This is a genomic window from Bradyrhizobium sp. UFLA05-108 (genome assembly GCF_059803455.1).
On record NZ_JBANAZ010000054.1, the window covers coordinates 33541 to 48072 of the forward strand.

At 62.5% G+C, this 14532-nt stretch carries 13 protein-coding genes; 4 read left to right on the forward strand and 9 right to left on the reverse strand.

Annotated elements, in window-relative coordinates; all coding sequences use genetic code 11:
• Positions 1–33 precede the first annotated feature (33 nt).
• Positions 34–1146, reverse strand: a complete 1113-nt coding sequence (gene pseG / locus SO140_RS31945) for a UDP-2,4-diacetamido-2,4,6-trideoxy-beta-L-altropyranose hydrolase (protein ID WP_449379039.1) — start codon at positions 1144–1146, stop codon at positions 34–36.
• A gap of 128 nt (positions 1147–1274) precedes the next feature.
• On the opposite strand from pseG, the gene SO140_RS31950 reads away from it, so the two are divergent.
• From SO140_RS31950 to SO140_RS31965, 4 genes are all read left to right on the forward strand, one after another.
• Positions 1275–2675, forward strand: coding sequence for a capsular polysaccharide export protein, LipB/KpsS family (locus SO140_RS31950; RefSeq protein WP_449379038.1), 1401 nt, complete (start codon positions 1275–1277; stop codon positions 2673–2675).
• Positions 2676–2690: 15 nt separating this feature from the next.
• A complete protein-coding gene (locus SO140_RS31955) occupies positions 2691–3440 on the forward strand; it encodes a glycosyltransferase family 2 protein (protein WP_449379037.1) in 750 nt (249 codons plus the stop codon).
• A 152-nt stretch (positions 3441–3592) separates the two neighbouring features.
• Positions 3593–4555 carry a UDP-glucuronic acid decarboxylase family protein gene (locus SO140_RS31960; RefSeq protein WP_498543566.1) on the forward strand — a complete coding sequence of 321 codons (963 nt, stop codon included), beginning with the start codon at positions 3593–3595 and terminating at the stop codon, positions 4553–4555.
• Between the two features lie 102 nt (positions 4556–4657).
• A complete protein-coding gene (locus SO140_RS31965) occupies positions 4658–5890 on the forward strand; it encodes a hypothetical protein (protein WP_449379112.1) in 1233 nt (410 codons plus the stop codon).
• A gap of 21 nt (positions 5891–5911) precedes the next feature.
• Here the strand turns inward: SO140_RS31965 and SO140_RS31970 are convergent, their stop codons facing one another.
• The 8 genes from SO140_RS31970 to asnB all read right to left on the reverse strand — a co-directional run bounded on the left by SO140_RS31970 (position 5912) and on the right by asnB (position 14532).
• Positions 5912–7015 carry a DegT/DnrJ/EryC1/StrS family aminotransferase gene (locus SO140_RS31970; RefSeq protein ID WP_449379035.1) on the reverse strand — a complete coding sequence of 368 codons (1104 nt, stop codon included), beginning with the start codon at positions 7013–7015 and terminating at the stop codon, positions 5912–5914.
• A gap of 8 nt (positions 7016–7023) precedes the next feature.
• Positions 7024–7485, reverse strand: a complete 462-nt coding sequence (locus tag SO140_RS31975) for an acyltransferase (protein ID WP_449379034.1) — start codon at positions 7483–7485, stop codon at positions 7024–7026.
• Positions 7482–8543 carry a Gfo/Idh/MocA family protein gene (locus SO140_RS31980; protein ID WP_449379033.1) on the reverse strand — a complete coding sequence of 354 codons (1062 nt, stop codon included), beginning with the start codon at positions 8541–8543 and terminating at the stop codon, positions 7482–7484. The genes SO140_RS31975 and SO140_RS31980 overlap by 4 nt, the downstream gene beginning before the upstream one ends.
• 148 nt (positions 8544–8691) lie before the next feature.
• The gene (locus SO140_RS31985; protein ID WP_449379032.1) at positions 8692–9870 is read right to left on the reverse strand and encodes a glycosyltransferase family 4 protein; all 1179 of its coding nucleotides are present in this window, start codon (positions 9868–9870) and stop codon (positions 8692–8694) included.
• The gene (locus tag SO140_RS31990) at positions 9863–10795 is read right to left on the reverse strand and encodes an NAD-dependent epimerase/dehydratase family protein (protein ID WP_449379031.1); all 933 of its coding nucleotides are present in this window, start codon (positions 10793–10795) and stop codon (positions 9863–9865) included. The genes SO140_RS31985 and SO140_RS31990 overlap by 8 nt, the downstream gene beginning before the upstream one ends.
• A 74-nt stretch (positions 10796–10869) precedes the next feature.
• Positions 10870–11490, reverse strand: coding sequence for an acyltransferase (locus SO140_RS31995; protein WP_449379030.1), 621 nt, complete (start codon positions 11488–11490; stop codon positions 10870–10872).
• Between the two features lie 112 nt (positions 11491–11602).
• The gene (locus SO140_RS32000; RefSeq protein ID WP_449379029.1) at positions 11603–12691 is read right to left on the reverse strand and encodes a glycosyltransferase family protein; all 1089 of its coding nucleotides are present in this window, start codon (positions 12689–12691) and stop codon (positions 11603–11605) included.
• 2 nt (positions 12692–12693) lie between these two features.
• The gene (asnB, locus tag SO140_RS32005) at positions 12694–14532 is read right to left on the reverse strand and encodes an asparagine synthase (glutamine-hydrolyzing) (protein ID WP_449379028.1); all 1839 of its coding nucleotides are present in this window, start codon (positions 14530–14532) and stop codon (positions 12694–12696) included.

Here is a 14532-nt window from a genome sequence, read left to right on the forward strand (position 1 = left end):
AGTAGCCAATTCCGGGCACAGAAGTAAGGCGGCCTACCCGGGGGCCTCCGACCGCATGCTGGCCGCCACCCTGTGGCTGCCTTGTCCATCCACCAGCGCCAGGGCAGCCTCGCCCAAGGCCCTTGTCCGGGCCGGATCGTCCAGCAGCGCGCGAATGGCGCCGCCAAGGCGGTGTCCTGTGACCGAAGCGGCCGGCCCGAGATAAATCGCCGCCCCCGCCTTTTCCAACGCGACGAGCCCACCGATCTGGTTTGCGGCGATATCGACCGCGACCACCGGCAAGCCCAGGCAGCAGCGCTCCCAGCTCATGACACCGCCTGCCCCAATCGAAAGATCCGCCCGCCGCATGAGCTCGGCGACGTTGTCCGCACCCCGGTACAGGTCTGCACCTGGCAGCTTCCCGCAAAGCTGCGCAACCGAATCGGCGTGCGGGTTGCTCGAGCCGATGACGACATCCATAGCAAGTCGCGATTCGACAAGGCCCGCGATCGCCTCCAGCGCCTTCGACGTCTCGTTGGTCGGATCGGAACCGCCAAAGCAGACCAGGATGCGGCCGACCTCGCCGTTGCGCGCAACCAGCAACCGACGCTGTGCGGCAAACTCCGGACGAAGCAAGGCGTAGCGCGGACCGAGCAATTGGACGCAGGCTGTGGATACGCGATCCCGATAGCGCGTATCCATCTGTGCAACGAGGTTCTGATCGAGCAGGATGTCGCAGTCATGCAGGCGGTCGGCGAGATCGTCGATCGCGAGAATTCGCACACCCTTTCGCCGGCATGCGCTCTCCCAATCGGCATCAAGGGCGTAGTGATCGACGATGAGCCAGTCGACCGGGCCGATCTCGTCCATGGCCTCAAACGTCTGTTCCGCGTCATGCTGCCACGTCGTCGGCAACCAGTGCGCATACGAGCGTACGGAATTGGAGATCATCCGATTGCTCGCCGGCGGGTCGGGCAGAAGCCGCACCGCATGCCCATTGCTTTCGACCAACGCGACGAGCGAGGCGGCGTGGCCACGCATGAGAAAGCAGGACTTTGTGCCGCCTTCGGCGAGCACGTTTGCCAGCGTTAGACACCGCGTCAAGTGGCCCATCCCCATCTGGACCGAGGCGTCGACGCGAATGATGACCCGCTGCATATCGTTCATGGGAGCCATGTTAGCCCAGGAGGACTGTTGGCCAGCACAATTCGGAGCTGGAACAGCCCGAATCGGCGCTTGAGCTATTGCATTGGGTTCTATATGCGGAAGCCGCAACCAGGCAACTCTACCGAAGCATGAGCTCTTCCAAAACCATCCTGATCACGACGCTCGCTGAATACCAGACCCGGTTCTGGATTCCGGTGGCGCAGCGGCTGCGCGCTGCAGGACATGACGTCGCGCTGCTCGCCTTCGACGATCGCAGCGCCGAGATGTCGGAAGCGGAAGGCGTGCCGGTCACCAACATGTTTCGCGAGGGCCTCAAGGTCGGGCCTGCGCCCGAAGACGGGGCGGCCTTTGACGCACGCGTTGCTCTTTACGGACTTGACGGCACTAACTTCCTGTTCAGCCACGAGCGCTTCACCTTCGGCATTCGCGACACTGCGGCGCTGCGCCGCCGGTTCATGATCTACGCCAACGCGATGGAGGCCGTGCTCGACCGGCTGAACGCGCAAGGCCGTCGCACCGAGCTGGTGCAGGAGCTCGGCGGTTTTCTTTCCGTCATCGCGAGCTTCTACGCTGCGAAGCGCCGCGGCATCCGCAACTGGTTCATCGAGCCGTCGTTCTTTCGCGGCCGCATGTATTTCACGCCCGACAGCCTCGCCGCGCCCGACGTGATGGCGAAGCCCTCTGACACCGTGTCATCCGAGGTCCAGGTCTATCTCGACGATACGCTGAAACAGCGTGCGATCGTCATCCCAAAGAAAGACCAGCATCACTATTCGGCGGCCTTCAAGAAGGTCGCGAACCTGCGCAATGCGCAGCGCCTCACTGAGAAGCTCTGGGACCAGTTCGCACTCGGCAAGCATCAGGAGTTCGGACACAATCTGCGCCACGCCCGCGTGCACGCGGCGATGGCACTCAATGCGACGCGATTGCGCAAGCTCTACAAGCCGATACCGGAAACGTCTTTCGTCTACTATCCCTTCCACGTTCCCGCCGACATGGCACTGACGCTGCGCTCGCCCGACTATCTGGACCAGGTCGCGACCGTCGATTTCCTTTTGCGAACCATCCCGGACTCGCATCTGCTGGTGGTGAAGGAGCATCCGGCCCAGATCGGCGCGATCTCGGCCGAACGCCTGTTCGAGTTGGCGCGCCGGTTCGACAACTTCGTCCTGCTGCCGCCGCAAACCAATAATTACACGGTGCTGAACCGCTCCGATGCCGTCATCTCCGTCAACAGCAAGTCGGGCGCCGAGGCGCTCCTGCTCGGTAAGCCGGTTGTGGTGATGGGCGATGCCTTCTACCGTTCCTGCCCGCTGGTCTACGCGGTTGATCGCCTCGCTGACGTGCCCGCGCGGCTGCGTGAGGCCTTGCGCGCCGGCCCGTTCGATCCGGCCAAGGTCGCGCCCTATCTCGAAGCGGCCTGGCGGCGGTCGTTTCCGGGCGAACTCTATATCAGCGATCCAAGACTGCTCGACACGTTCGCGGCGTCCCTGCGCGCCGCGATCACCGAGCCCGTCAGTGCGACTTGAACGGAATCAGGGCCCATGCCGCTCGTTTCGATTATCACGCCCTCCTGGAACGTCGAGCGCTTCATCGAGGAAACGATCGCATCGGTCCAGGCCCAGACCTTTGCCGATTGGGAACTCCTGATCGCCGACGACTGCTCGACCGACAAGACACCCGAACTGATCGAGGCGATCTCCGCACGCGATCCGCGTGTCAAGCTGATCCGCCAGGCGAAGAACGGCGGCCCGGCGCTGGCGCGCCAAGCTTCGATCGACCACGCGCAGGGCCGCTATCTCGCCTTCCTCGACAGTGACGATCTGTGGCTGCCGAACAAGCTCGAGCGGCAGCTGGCCTTTGCTCGCGAAAAGCGTGCCGCGCTCAGCTACACCGCCTTCCGCCGCATCGACGAGAGCAATACGACCACCGGCCGCCTGATCGAGGTGCCGGCCTCGCTCACCTATGAGCAACTGCTCAAGAACACCTCGATTGCGACATTGACGGCATTGGTGGACCGCGAGATCGCAGGCCCCGTCGCCATGAAGAACGAGGGTTACGACGATTTCTGCCTGTGGCTCTCGATCCTGAGGCCCGGCCACTCCGCCTTCGGCCTCAATGAGGATCTGGCACGCTATCGCGTCAGGGGCGCCTCGGTCTCCAGCCGTCCCGTCCGCTCCGCCAAATGGGTCTGGCAGATCTATCGGAATGTCGAGCATCTGCCCTTGCTCAAATCGGCCTGGTGCTTCGCCCATTGGGGTGCGCGTGCGTGGCTGAAGCGCCGGGAGTTCTAGTCGCCCGCCCCCAAAAATGTTGAAAACAACCCCATGCAAAGTAGGGGTATTATAATACCTTAAGTTCTCAAAAGCACTTCGCTATTGGCGAGCCCGGCCGTTGCCGATACCACTCAGCCGGCCACTCCGCGCGAACAAATCTGGAACCGATCATGCCGTTTCAAAGCAACAAAAACAGCCGCATCCTCGTGACCGGGGGCGCCGGATTCATCGGATCGCATCTCTGCGAGCGGCTACTCAAGACGGGCGCCGAGGTGGTCTCGGTGGACAATTATTTCACCGGCAGCCGGCGCAACATCGCCCATTTGATCGCCAACCCGCTGTTCGAGGCGGTCAGGCACGACGTCACCTTCCCGCTCTATATCGAGGTCGACGCCATCTTCAACCTGGCCTGCCCGGCCTCCCCGATCCACTACCAGCGCGACCCCGTGCAGACCACCAAGACCTCCGTGCACGGCGCCATCAACATGCTGGGGCTCGCCAAGCGGCTCAAGGCGCGGATCTTCCAGGCCTCCACCAGCGAGGTCTATGGCGACCCCCTGATCCATCCACAGACCGAGGACTACTGGGGTAACGTCAACCCGATCGGAATCCGCTCCTGCTACGACGAAGGCAAGCGCTGCGCCGAGACGCTGTTCTTCGACTATTGGCGCCAGCACGGCCTGCCGATCAAGGTCGCGCGCATCTTCAACACCTACGGCCCGCGCATGCAGCCGAACGACGGACGCGTGGTGTCGTCGTTCATCGTCCAGGCGCTCGGGGGCGAGCCGATCACCGTGTTCGGCGATGGCGGGCAGACCCGCTCGTTCTGCTATGTCGACGATCTCGTCGAAGCCATCACCCGTTTGATGGTGACTGAAGAGGCCGTGACCGGGCCGATCAACCTCGGCAACAATTCGGAGTTCACCATCCGTGAGCTCGCCGAGAAGGTCATCAAGCTCACGGGCTCGCGCTCACAGCTGATCTTCAAGCCGCTGCCGCAGGACGACCCGCGACAGCGCCAGCCCGACCTGACCAAGGCAAAGGCACTTTTGGATTGGCAGCCGAAGGTCGCGCTCGAGGATGGTTTGAAGGAGACCATCGCCTATTTCAAGCACACGCTCGAACTGGCCTGATCGGACACGCGACATTCCCCATTGTCCACGATGGCTTCCCTTTACGACACCGTCGTCGGTCTGCGATCCCGACTTGAGTCGCGGCACGGGTTCGCCTTGCTCGTGCTCCTTCACGGCGCCGTCACCTGCCTGTCGCTGATCAAGGTCGCCAACTATCAGTCTTACATTTTGTTCAGCGAAGAGCGGCTGTGGATCGCAGCGTCAATCGCGCTCGCCTTTTCGACGGTGTCGCTGCTCTTCGTGGTCGCCCGATTCAGCTTCGGCTATTTCGTCGGCTTCTATCTCTACACCATGATCCTCGGCTTCCTGTGGATCGACACGTTCTCGAAATACAATTACGACCACAGGACCGCCGGAATATCGGCCGCGCTCTCGCTGGTGCTGTTCCTGATCCCGGTCCTGTTCATCAGGTCGCCGATCAGGCAGATCGTCGTCCTGTCAGACGCGAATTTCGAGCGCCTCTTGAACTTGATCCTGGCGCTGTGTGTGGCGGTCATTGCGGTAGCGTCGACCTACAATTTCAGGCTGGTGTCGATCGCCCACATCTACGACTATCGCGACGAGATCCAGTTTCCGGGCCCGGTCCGCTACCTGATCGGCATGACGTCCAGCACGCTCCTGCCGTTCGCCTTCACCTGCTACTGGATGCGTGGCTGCTACTGGCGCGTCGCCGCTGTACTTGTCCTGCTGCTTTTGCTTTACCCGATAACGCTGACCAAATTTGCCTTTTTCGCGCCGGCCTGGCTGATCGCGCTCACGATCCTCACGCGACTGTTTGCGGCGCGGACATCCGTCATTCTGTCGCTGCTCATTCCCATGGCGGTCGGGCTTGTCGCAATCGCGATCACCAATGCGGCAATTGACCATCCCGTCGGCAAGTACTTCGACGTCGTGAACATCCGCATGATGGCAACGGCATCGAGCGCGCTGGACATCTACAACGATTTCTTTTCCTATCACCCCCTCACCTGGTTCTGTCACATCTCGCTTCTGAAGACGGTGACGCATTGCCCGTATCAGGACCCGCTGTCGGTCGTGATGCAGAACACCTACGGCTTCGGAAATCTCAATGCGTCCCTGTTTGCAACCGAGGGAATCGCTTCGGTCGGCCCCTATTTCGCACCACTGACGGCGCTGATATCGGGCCTGGTGTTTGCGTTCGGCAACCGCGTCTCCGCCGGCCTGCCATCCCGCTTCATCGTCGTCTCCGCCAGCGCGCTGCCGCAGGTTCTGCTCAACGTCCCGCTCACGGTCGCCCTGCTCTCGCACGGCATGATGTTCCTGTTCCTCCTCTGGTACGTGGCGCCGCGGAGGTTTTTCGAAGACAGGTCGTAAATGGCGCCTGGCCGAAAATTGTCAGGCCGAGAACTCGCGCACCGCACGCACCACCTCTTCCAGCTGCGAAGGGGTGATTTCCGCGAACATCGGTAACGACAGGATGCTCTGCTGGTCGGCATAGGCATTCGGAAACTGCGCCGGACTGTGCTCGAAACGCCGGTAGGCCGGAAGCAGCGGCAGCGCCGTCGGATAGTTGATGGCGGTCTGGATTCCCCTGGCGTTCAGATGGGCGGCCAGCTGATCGCGCTTGGCGTGCCTGATGGTATAGAGGTGATAGACGTGGCTTCGCCCTGGCGCCATTTGAGGGACGTGCATGCCCTCGATCTGGTTCAGCGCGGCATCATAGAACTTCGCGGCCTCCTGGCGCGCCCGCGTCCAATCAGCCAGATGCGGCAGCTTGGCCGACAGGATCGCCGCCTGCATGCCATCCAGCCGGCTGTTGATCCCCTCGATCTGGTGCTGGTGCTTCACGATTCCGCCGTGGCGGGCGAGCATCGCGATATGCTCGGCGAGCGCCGCATTGTTGGTGACGACCGCACCGGCATCGCCCATCGCACCGAGATTCTTGCCGGGATAGAACGAATAGGTCGCTGCGTCGCCGAAAGTTCCGACCATCCGGCCTTTGTAGCTTGCCAGATGCGCCTGCGCGCAATCCTCGATCACCCACAATCCATGCTTCTTCGCGATCGCCATGATCGCGTCCATGTCGGCGGCCTGCCCGTAAAGGTGCACCGGAATGATGCCGACGGTGCGGGACGTGATCGCCGCCTCGATTGCTGCCGGGTCGATCGTGAAGGTCGCCCCATCGGTGTCGCAGAACTTCACGGTTGCCCCGGCATGCGTGATCATCGCGGAGGTCGAAATCCAGGAATGCGCCGTCGTGATCACCTCGTCGCCTGGCTTCACCTTCAGCGCGCTCATCGCGAGGTACAGCGCATCCGTCCCGTTGGCACACGAGACGCAATGCTCGGCGGCCGCAACCTTGGCGAACTCCCGCTCGAACCTCTCGACATAGGGCCCGCGGATGAACGCGTTGTCGCGGATCACGGCCGCGATCGCTGCGTCGATTTCGCCTTTGATGGTCTGATACTGGAGCTGAAGATCAGCGAAAGGAACCGCCATGCAAGCCTCTACGTCCGAAGCCGGCGCGCTGGATTGCCGGCGTACGTGCCGGCGACGGTGATGTCCTTGGTGACCACCGCACCCGCACCGATCACGACGTCGTCGACGATTTGCACCGGCATGATCGTCGCGTTCGAGCCGATGGACACCCGATTGCCGATCCTGGTTTCGCGCCACAATTCCTTGCGGCCACGTGCCGGACCGCCGCTCGCAAAAGTATCGTTGATGAACATCACGCCGTGGCCGATGAAACAATCCTCACCGATCGTGACCAGCTCGCAAATGAAACTGTGCGATTGCACACGCGTGCGAGCACCAATGACGACTCCCTTCTGAATCTCGTTGAACGGCCCGATGAAGCAGTCGTCGCCGATCGCGCAGCCATAGAGGTTGCAGGGCTCAACGACCTTCACGCCGGCGCCGAACGCGACGTCGCGGATACCGACTGAATGCAGCTCGGGCTGGTTCACGAGGCGACACCCAGGCGGCTGCGACGCGGCATGAAGCGGAGCGACACCTCCTGCCCTGTCTCGATCGACTCGTAGAGCGCCGAGATCAGCTCCAGGCTCTTGCGGCCCTGGAGCCCATCGACCAGCGCGGCGCCACGGTCGACGATGCAATCGACGACATGCTGATAATAAGCCTGGTGGCCGAAGCCGTAGACGTTCGGCGGGTTGACCGAGAATTTCTCGATCACTTCCTTATCCGACGGCAGTTCGCTCTCGAAACGCCAGTGCCGGATCTGATTCATGGCGAAACCTCCGACCTCCACGGTCCCCCTTTCGCCAAGAATGGACAGAGAGCCTTCAAGGTCGGCTGGACGCGCCGCGGTGGTTGCTTCAATGATACCAAGAGCGCCATTGCGGAACTTCAGCGTCGCCACCGCCGTGTCCTCAGTCTCGATCTTCACAAGCGCAGTGGTGCTGCGGGCATGGACGCTGACGACGTCGCCAAAAAACCATTCCAGCATGTCGATGTGGTGGCTGGCCTGGTTGGTGAGCACGCCGCCATCATACGCCCAGGTACCGCGCCAGGAGTCCTGATCGTAATAGCTCTGATCGCGGCACCAGCGCACGCGCACGGTGCCGAGCACGAGCTTGCCGAACCGGCCGGCATCGAGCGCCTCGCGTGCCTTGACGATCGGAACGTTAAAGCGGTTTTGCTTGACCACGAAGAGCTTGACACCTGCCTCGTCGCAGGCGCGGATCATGTCATCGGCGTCCTGGAGACGCAGCGCCATGGGTTTTTCGACCACGACGTGCTTGCCGGCACGCGCGCATGCGATCGCGTGCCGAGGGTGCAGCCCGCTCGGCGTGAGCACGGCAACGGCGTCGATGTCGTCGCGCGACAGGAACTCATCGATGTCACCGTACGCGGCGACGGCGAATTTGGCGGCGATCGCATCGGCGCGCGCTCGATCGGAATCGCAGACGGCAACGAGCTTCGCCCCCACGATATGGTTGCCGCCCAACAGGTCGGAATGCCGCCTGGCAATACGCCCGCATCCGAGCAGGCCAAATCTGATCATCAAGACTTCCCCGCCGTCGTCGGAGCGAAGGCCCCTGGAGGGCTTGAAAGCCCCAAAACGCGCGTTTTCCGGTGAACCCGCACCTGTTTCTATCCAAACAACGCGACAAATCAAGGCACAAGGCAGGCCTCCCTGCGCGAGCCGACCGTTACCTTGTTCCTGCGCCGCGCATCACATCGGTCACAAGCTGGACGAAATCCGCCACGAACGCGCGAACCCGGTCGTCCAGATCCGGCTGCAGCTGCCGAACGACCATGTCTGGCGCGGTCCCGGCAACATCCTGGATGTGACCGGCCAGCGCCTCGGGATCGTCAACGCTGAAATATCGCGCCGCGCCACCGGTCTGTTCGCGGTGAACATCGAGGCCAGATAGAAGCATCGGGACGCCGAACGATTTGGCTTCCTCGACCGTCGTGCTCCACCCCTCGCAGCGCGACGGATTGATGAGTGCCGTCGACGAACGCAGCAGTGCATAGACATGATCCAGCGGGATCATGCCGAGATGACGAAAGTTCGCGCCCAGACCGCGCGATTTGACCTGCGCCATGACGCTATCGAAATACTCGGGCTCGCGCGGATCGTAGGTGCTGCCGGAAGCAGCGACGACGGCATCGAAGCCGCGTCGCTTGAGCAGATCGAGCGCATCTACGACGAGCTGATGGTTCTTGTGCCGCCAGAACTGGTTCGGCAAGTAGAAGAATCGCCGGGGCAGCTCATGTTGCGCGAGAACATCGAGCGGGTTCGTTGCCAGCAGACTTGGCGGCGGCTCGGTGGCGAAGCGAACCACCGAGACCCCGTTTCGCAGGCCGGGATAGAATTTTCTGAGATCGCCAAGCGCGCTCGTGCTGCTCAGCATGATGTGCCGGCCCGACGCGATCTGGACCCGGAAACCGAGATCGCGCCGCCAATATGCGGCGCGCGAGAAGAGATGCGGCAGCAGCCGGTGCTGAAAATCGGGGAACCAGGCGATCGCCGGAAACGGCAAGCGCCAACCGAAGAACCGCGCGGACTCGAACACCATGTCGATCTTGCGATTGCGGAACAAAGCGGAAGCGGGCGTATCGAGTCCGAAGGCGAGTGCACGGAAGAGATGGCCGCCGGCGCGATCGAACACCGGCGAGCGGACCACCTCAACGCCCGGAATCCGCGTGAAGGCAGCGATCTCGTCGTCATCATCCGTTGCGCCTGCGAACAGGACCGGCGCGATCGCACCGGGACGATGCCGGTTCAAGACCTCGAACAGATTACGCTGATAATTATATCCCCCCGCCCACAGACGCCTGGGAATATTGGTGAAAGCGACCCGCAGCGTCGCTTGTTCAGTCACGATCCTGACCCTTGAACCATTCCACGTAGTCGGCGAGACCGCGCTCGAGCGGAGTGTGCCAATCGAATTTCATCTCGCCGAGACGTCGGTGATCGGCGAGCAGGCTTGCAGGATCGCCCGGTCGCGCGATGCCGGAATAGCGGACGACGGTGCCGCTTCCCCAATTCTTGACGAGGTGACCTGCAATTTCGGCCACGCTCGCTCCCATCCCGGAGCCGCCATTGACCACGAAGAGGCCGTCCGGTTGCGGGCCTTGTCCGATCCACGCCAGCAATCGAACGACGTCGCGCACGTCGGTCCAGTCCCGGATTTCGGCTCCCGTGCCGCCGAGCGTCAGCACAGGCTCGCCAGCCCTCAACCGTGAGCAGATGTCCCAAAGCAATTGCTTGCGCAGGTTCGGTCCGTAGACCGAGAACAAGCGCACGACGGCACAGCCGATCCCATAGCTGCGCGCGTAGCTTCTGCACAGCTGCTCCATCATCAGCTTGTGCTCGCCATAGGGCGACATCGGCGTCAAGGTCGCGTCCTCGGAGATCGGACCTGCATGGTTCGCACCATAGACCGCCGCGCTCGAGGCCACGATCAGCCGGCACCGGGGCGCAAAACCGCGCAGCCATTCCAGCAGGCGGGCCGTGCTGGTCACGGTTCGGGAAAAGTCCTCGAAGGGCCGCTCGATCGACAGCCCAACGGAAGAACCGCCCGCGAGGTGAAAGACCTGCGAGGGCAGCCCATGCGCAGCCGCAAGCATGTTGAGATTGGCCGCATCGACCTCGCCATTGATCCAGGTCTGCAGGCCGAGCCGGCGCGCGTCGGATGGGTCGAGCGCACCGTGCCCGACCCCATGAATGGCATTGCCGGTCAGCGCCAGCTCACGAACGAGATGGCGGCCGATGAACCCGTTAGCGCCTGTGACCCAGATGGACATCGAACTATCTTGTGCTCAACTAGCTGCATTCCGCGGGCCGAATCGGCGGCCGATCTGACGCCTTGCTGATTGTCTCATCGCTCATCCGGAGACAACTCCCTGACGACGGTTGCCGGGTTTCCAGCAACAATCGCGTAGGCCGGAACGTCCTTGGTCACAACCGCTCCTGCGGCTACGATCCCGCCCTCCCCAATCGTAACGCCGCGCATGACCATCGCGCCGGCGCCGATCCAGGCGTCATCACTGATCTTAATCGGACGATCATCCAGAAATACCGCCCTGGGGTGGCCTGTCGAAAAAATCTGCCTGGCCTGCTCGTGCCGCTCGGCGGCCCTGATGGGATGCGAGAGATTGTCGAATATGTTCACGGCATGTGAGATCAGGACGCGATTTCCAATTTCGATCGACGCCCCCGACCAAATCCGCGTCCCCACGCCCACATAACACCATTCTCCAATCGAGATCCGGCCGCCGTGACCGAGCACCATCAATTCGCCCCTGATATGCGAATAGCGACCAATGACGATCTGATCGCTGTCGCCAAGCGCGTTCCTGATCCTTGCGCAGTGGGCCAGAAAAGCGCCCTCTTGCAAGCGGCAGGTGGCACGCCCGATGAGCCGTTGGGCGAGCAAATGGAGATTAATCCCGTCTATGAACCTTGCACAATGGCGCGCAAGCTCGGCAAGGCTGGGCATCAACGTTTCCTCTTGTATGGCGCCGACGCCTCGGTCCGAAAGTGCACGGGACACATCCCAAAAATCTGGCTCGATCTCCAATGGACGACATTCGGCGCGGCGCGTCAAATGGCTAGAGACCCGCTACGATCGCCTGAAAGAGGCCCCACTGACGCGCCTTGGTGTGGATATCATTGACTCGAATTCGTCCGTTCGTGGCTATTTGCCGTACATCTGTCCAGTCGGTGATAGCTCGCTCGATCTGTTCAAGACAACTCGTCTCATCGTGATAGACCAGCATCGTTTCGTCGGCGACCATTCCCTCGGGATAGTTGCCAGCGTCCGACACCAGCAGCGCACCACACCCCATGGCTTCGAAACAGCGCATGTTGCCGCGATCTTCGCCTGCCATGTCGATCGCCCCGTTGAGGACGACCTTGGATCGTCCGATCAATTCATAGAGCTCTCTTCCAAAGACCGGCGGCCTGGCAATTCCTGCAACCATCTTGGGGCGCCGATGCCTCTGGAGCGGCAGCAAATGGCCGATCGAGCTCTCCGCGAGCCTCGTCAATCGCGACGCGTCAAGACAATAGACGATATGTCGGCTTCCGGCGAGGGCAGCAACCTTCTCCAGCGTTCTTGCACGCGCCGAATGATGCCGTGTGTAGCCACCCACAAACAGAACATCGATGGGGCGTTCATCCCGCACGTACTCGCTCATAGCGGAATCGATCGCGGGAGAAAACCATTCCGCCCGGCACCCCTTGTCGCGCCATGACTGCAGAATCGACGGGAAATTTCCGAGCACAGCACCATAGGCCGTCAGGTCTGCGTTTCCCGACGGCGCCGCGCGCCAACAGAGCGTCTTCCTCACGCAACCGGGCAGCCTGCGAACGAAGGTGCTCGGAAACGCGACTGGATCGAGGTTGTAAAGCACTTCGGTTCTGTGGTGCTCGATCTGCGCGAGCAGAATGTCTTCCAGTGCGGCTCCTTGACGAATACCATGTTCGCGTGCCCACCGGCCTTGTAGACGACTATCGTTGGCGCAGGTCAGAAAGGCACTCGTATCACCGTCGAGCACAGGTTGCAGAAAGTGAAGCGCGCCAAACCGATCGTTGAGAAACGCGTTGCGCCGTTCCTGAAAACTCAGACCTTCTGGTGCCAGGCGATCCAGGCGCGCGAGGTAGGACGTCGTAAGACCGCAATTCTGAAAAACTCGCATGTCTAAGCGTACCTTGCCAGCGTCCACTTCATATTGAGATACGGCCAGATCCGGCCGGCCGCCTCCCAGTCCCACGCCTTGGCCGCGGTCAAGCGGCCGACCGTCGCGGACAGGCTGGCTTCATCGACCAGCTCGGCGAATGCCGGCACCTTGCGCTCGAGCAAGGCTGCGATCCAGCCGGCAAGCGGGCCGTTGAGCCACTCCGGCATCGGCGAATTGAAGCCGACCTTGCGGCGCGCGGTCCGGATCTGCTCCGGCATCAGGTTGGCCATCGCCCGTCGCGCGACGGCCTTGGTGTAGCCGTCCGACAGCTTGCTCGATTCCGGCAGAGCCATCGTATAGGTCACCAGGCGCCAGTCCATGAACGGCATGCGAACCTCGATGCCGTGCGCCATCGAAAGGCGATCGAAGTTGCGCAGAATGGTAGGCAGCACCGTGCTGTGGAACATGCGGTAGAGCCGGCGATTCAAGGCGCCCCATTCGCGCGGCAGCTCGTGGTCTTCGGCGACCAGCGGCAGCTCCGCAGGAACGTTCAACAGACCGCCGCGCAGGAAGTAGTGTCCGCGGGCCCTGATCGTCAACGCCCGCACGAGATCGACGCCGCGCCGCGCCAGCGCCGAGCGGGAAGCAAGGTCGGCCGCAGCATTGCGAATTCGGAAGGCGCCCACTTGTCCGTCCTGCAAATAGGCGCCCATCAGCTCGTCCGCGCCGTGACCATCCAGCGACACCGTCACGTTGTGGCGTCTCAGCTCGCGGTAGATCAGCCACGCGGCGCTGGGCAGCCCGATATAGACGTCGTCATTGTCGTCCAGGATCTGGTCGATATCGGTCAACGCATCTCCGCGCCCGATTTCAAGGAACGTGGGCGTGACGCTGGCCCAGGCGGCCGCGACCTCGGCCATCGGCCGTTCGTCGTTCGCGGCGCCCGGGAACGTCGCCACGAAGGCGTGCCGCCATGCGGTGCTGTCGCGCGGCCCCATGCCGGCCCTCTCATGCGCCGCCATCGCACAAATCACCGCCGAGGAATCGAAGCCTCCGGACAAGCAGGTTCCGATCGGGACATCGCTGCGCATCCGCAAGGCCACCGCGTCCTGGAACAACTCGCGAAAGCGCTCCACGCGCCCGGCTTCGGTGCGCGGTATGTCCGGCAGATGGTCAACGGTCCGCCACCAGCGCCGGACGTCCACCTTGCCGTGGCGCAGCCACATGCAGTGACCGGCCTGGAGCCGGCGGACGTTGCGGAACAGCGTCCGCTCGCTACCCTCGACGCCGAACGCATCGAGCAGCATGCGCGGTGCCACATCGGTGTCGATCGACGCATCGATCAATCCGCTCCGCGCCAGCGCACGCTGCTCGGACGCGAAGACGAAGCGTTCGGGCGACAGGGCATACAACAGCGGCTTGATGCCGAAGCGATCACGCGCCAGAAACAACTCGCCGCTGATGGTGTCGAAGATCGCCAGCGCCCACATGCCGTTGAAACGCAGCAGCATATCCTCGCGCCAGGCCTGCCACGCCGCGAGGATGACCTCGGTGTCGGACCGGCTGCGGAAGGCGGCGCCCCGTTCCTCGAGCTCGCGGCGCAACTCGAGGAAATTGTAGATCTCGCCGTTGTAGACGATGACGTGGCGACCATCGGCGGACATCATCGGCTGATAACCGCCCTGGCCGGGATCGATGATCGCCAAGCGACGGTGGCCGAACGCGAGGCTTCCGTCTGCGCTCGACCAGATACCCTCCCCGAAGGGCCCTCGATGCGCGAGCAGCTCCGTCAACCGCTTGATGTCGGCCGGCGCGACGGCATTGCCGCGAAAGTCCAATATGCCGGCAATTCCGCACAT

Bases quoted from the DNA above. Each gene is read 5' to 3' on its own strand.
- asnB (WP_449379028.1), bottom strand. From the start codon at position 14,532: ATGTGCGGAATTGCCGGCATATTGGACTTTCGCGGCAATGCCGTCGCG.
- SO140_RS31970 (WP_449379035.1), bottom strand. From the start codon at position 7,015: ATGGCGGTTCCTTTCGCTGATCTTCAGCTCCAGTATCAGACCATCAAA.
- SO140_RS32000 (WP_449379029.1), bottom strand. From the start codon at position 12,691: ATGCGAGTTTTTCAGAATTGCGGTCTTACGACGTCCTACCTCGCGCGC.
- SO140_RS31955 (WP_449379037.1), top strand. From the start codon at position 2,691: ATGCCGCTCGTTTCGATTATCACGCCCTCCTGGAACGTCGAGCGCTTC.
- SO140_RS31995 (WP_449379030.1), bottom strand. From the start codon at position 11,490: ATGCCCAGCCTTGCCGAGCTTGCGCGCCATTGTGCAAGGTTCATAGAC.
- SO140_RS31960 (WP_498543566.1), top strand. From the start codon at position 3,593: ATGCCGTTTCAAAGCAACAAAAACAGCCGCATCCTCGTGACCGGGGGC.
- SO140_RS31980 (WP_449379033.1), bottom strand. From the start codon at position 8,543: ATGATCAGATTTGGCCTGCTCGGATGCGGGCGTATTGCCAGGCGGCAT.
- SO140_RS31990 (WP_449379031.1), bottom strand. From the start codon at position 10,795: ATGTCCATCTGGGTCACAGGCGCTAACGGGTTCATCGGCCGCCATCTC.
- pseG (WP_449379039.1), bottom strand. From the start codon at position 1,146: ATGAACGATATGCAGCGGGTCATCATTCGCGTCGACGCCTCGGTCCAG.
- SO140_RS31950 (WP_449379038.1), top strand. From the start codon at position 1,275: ATGAGCTCTTCCAAAACCATCCTGATCACGACGCTCGCTGAATACCAG.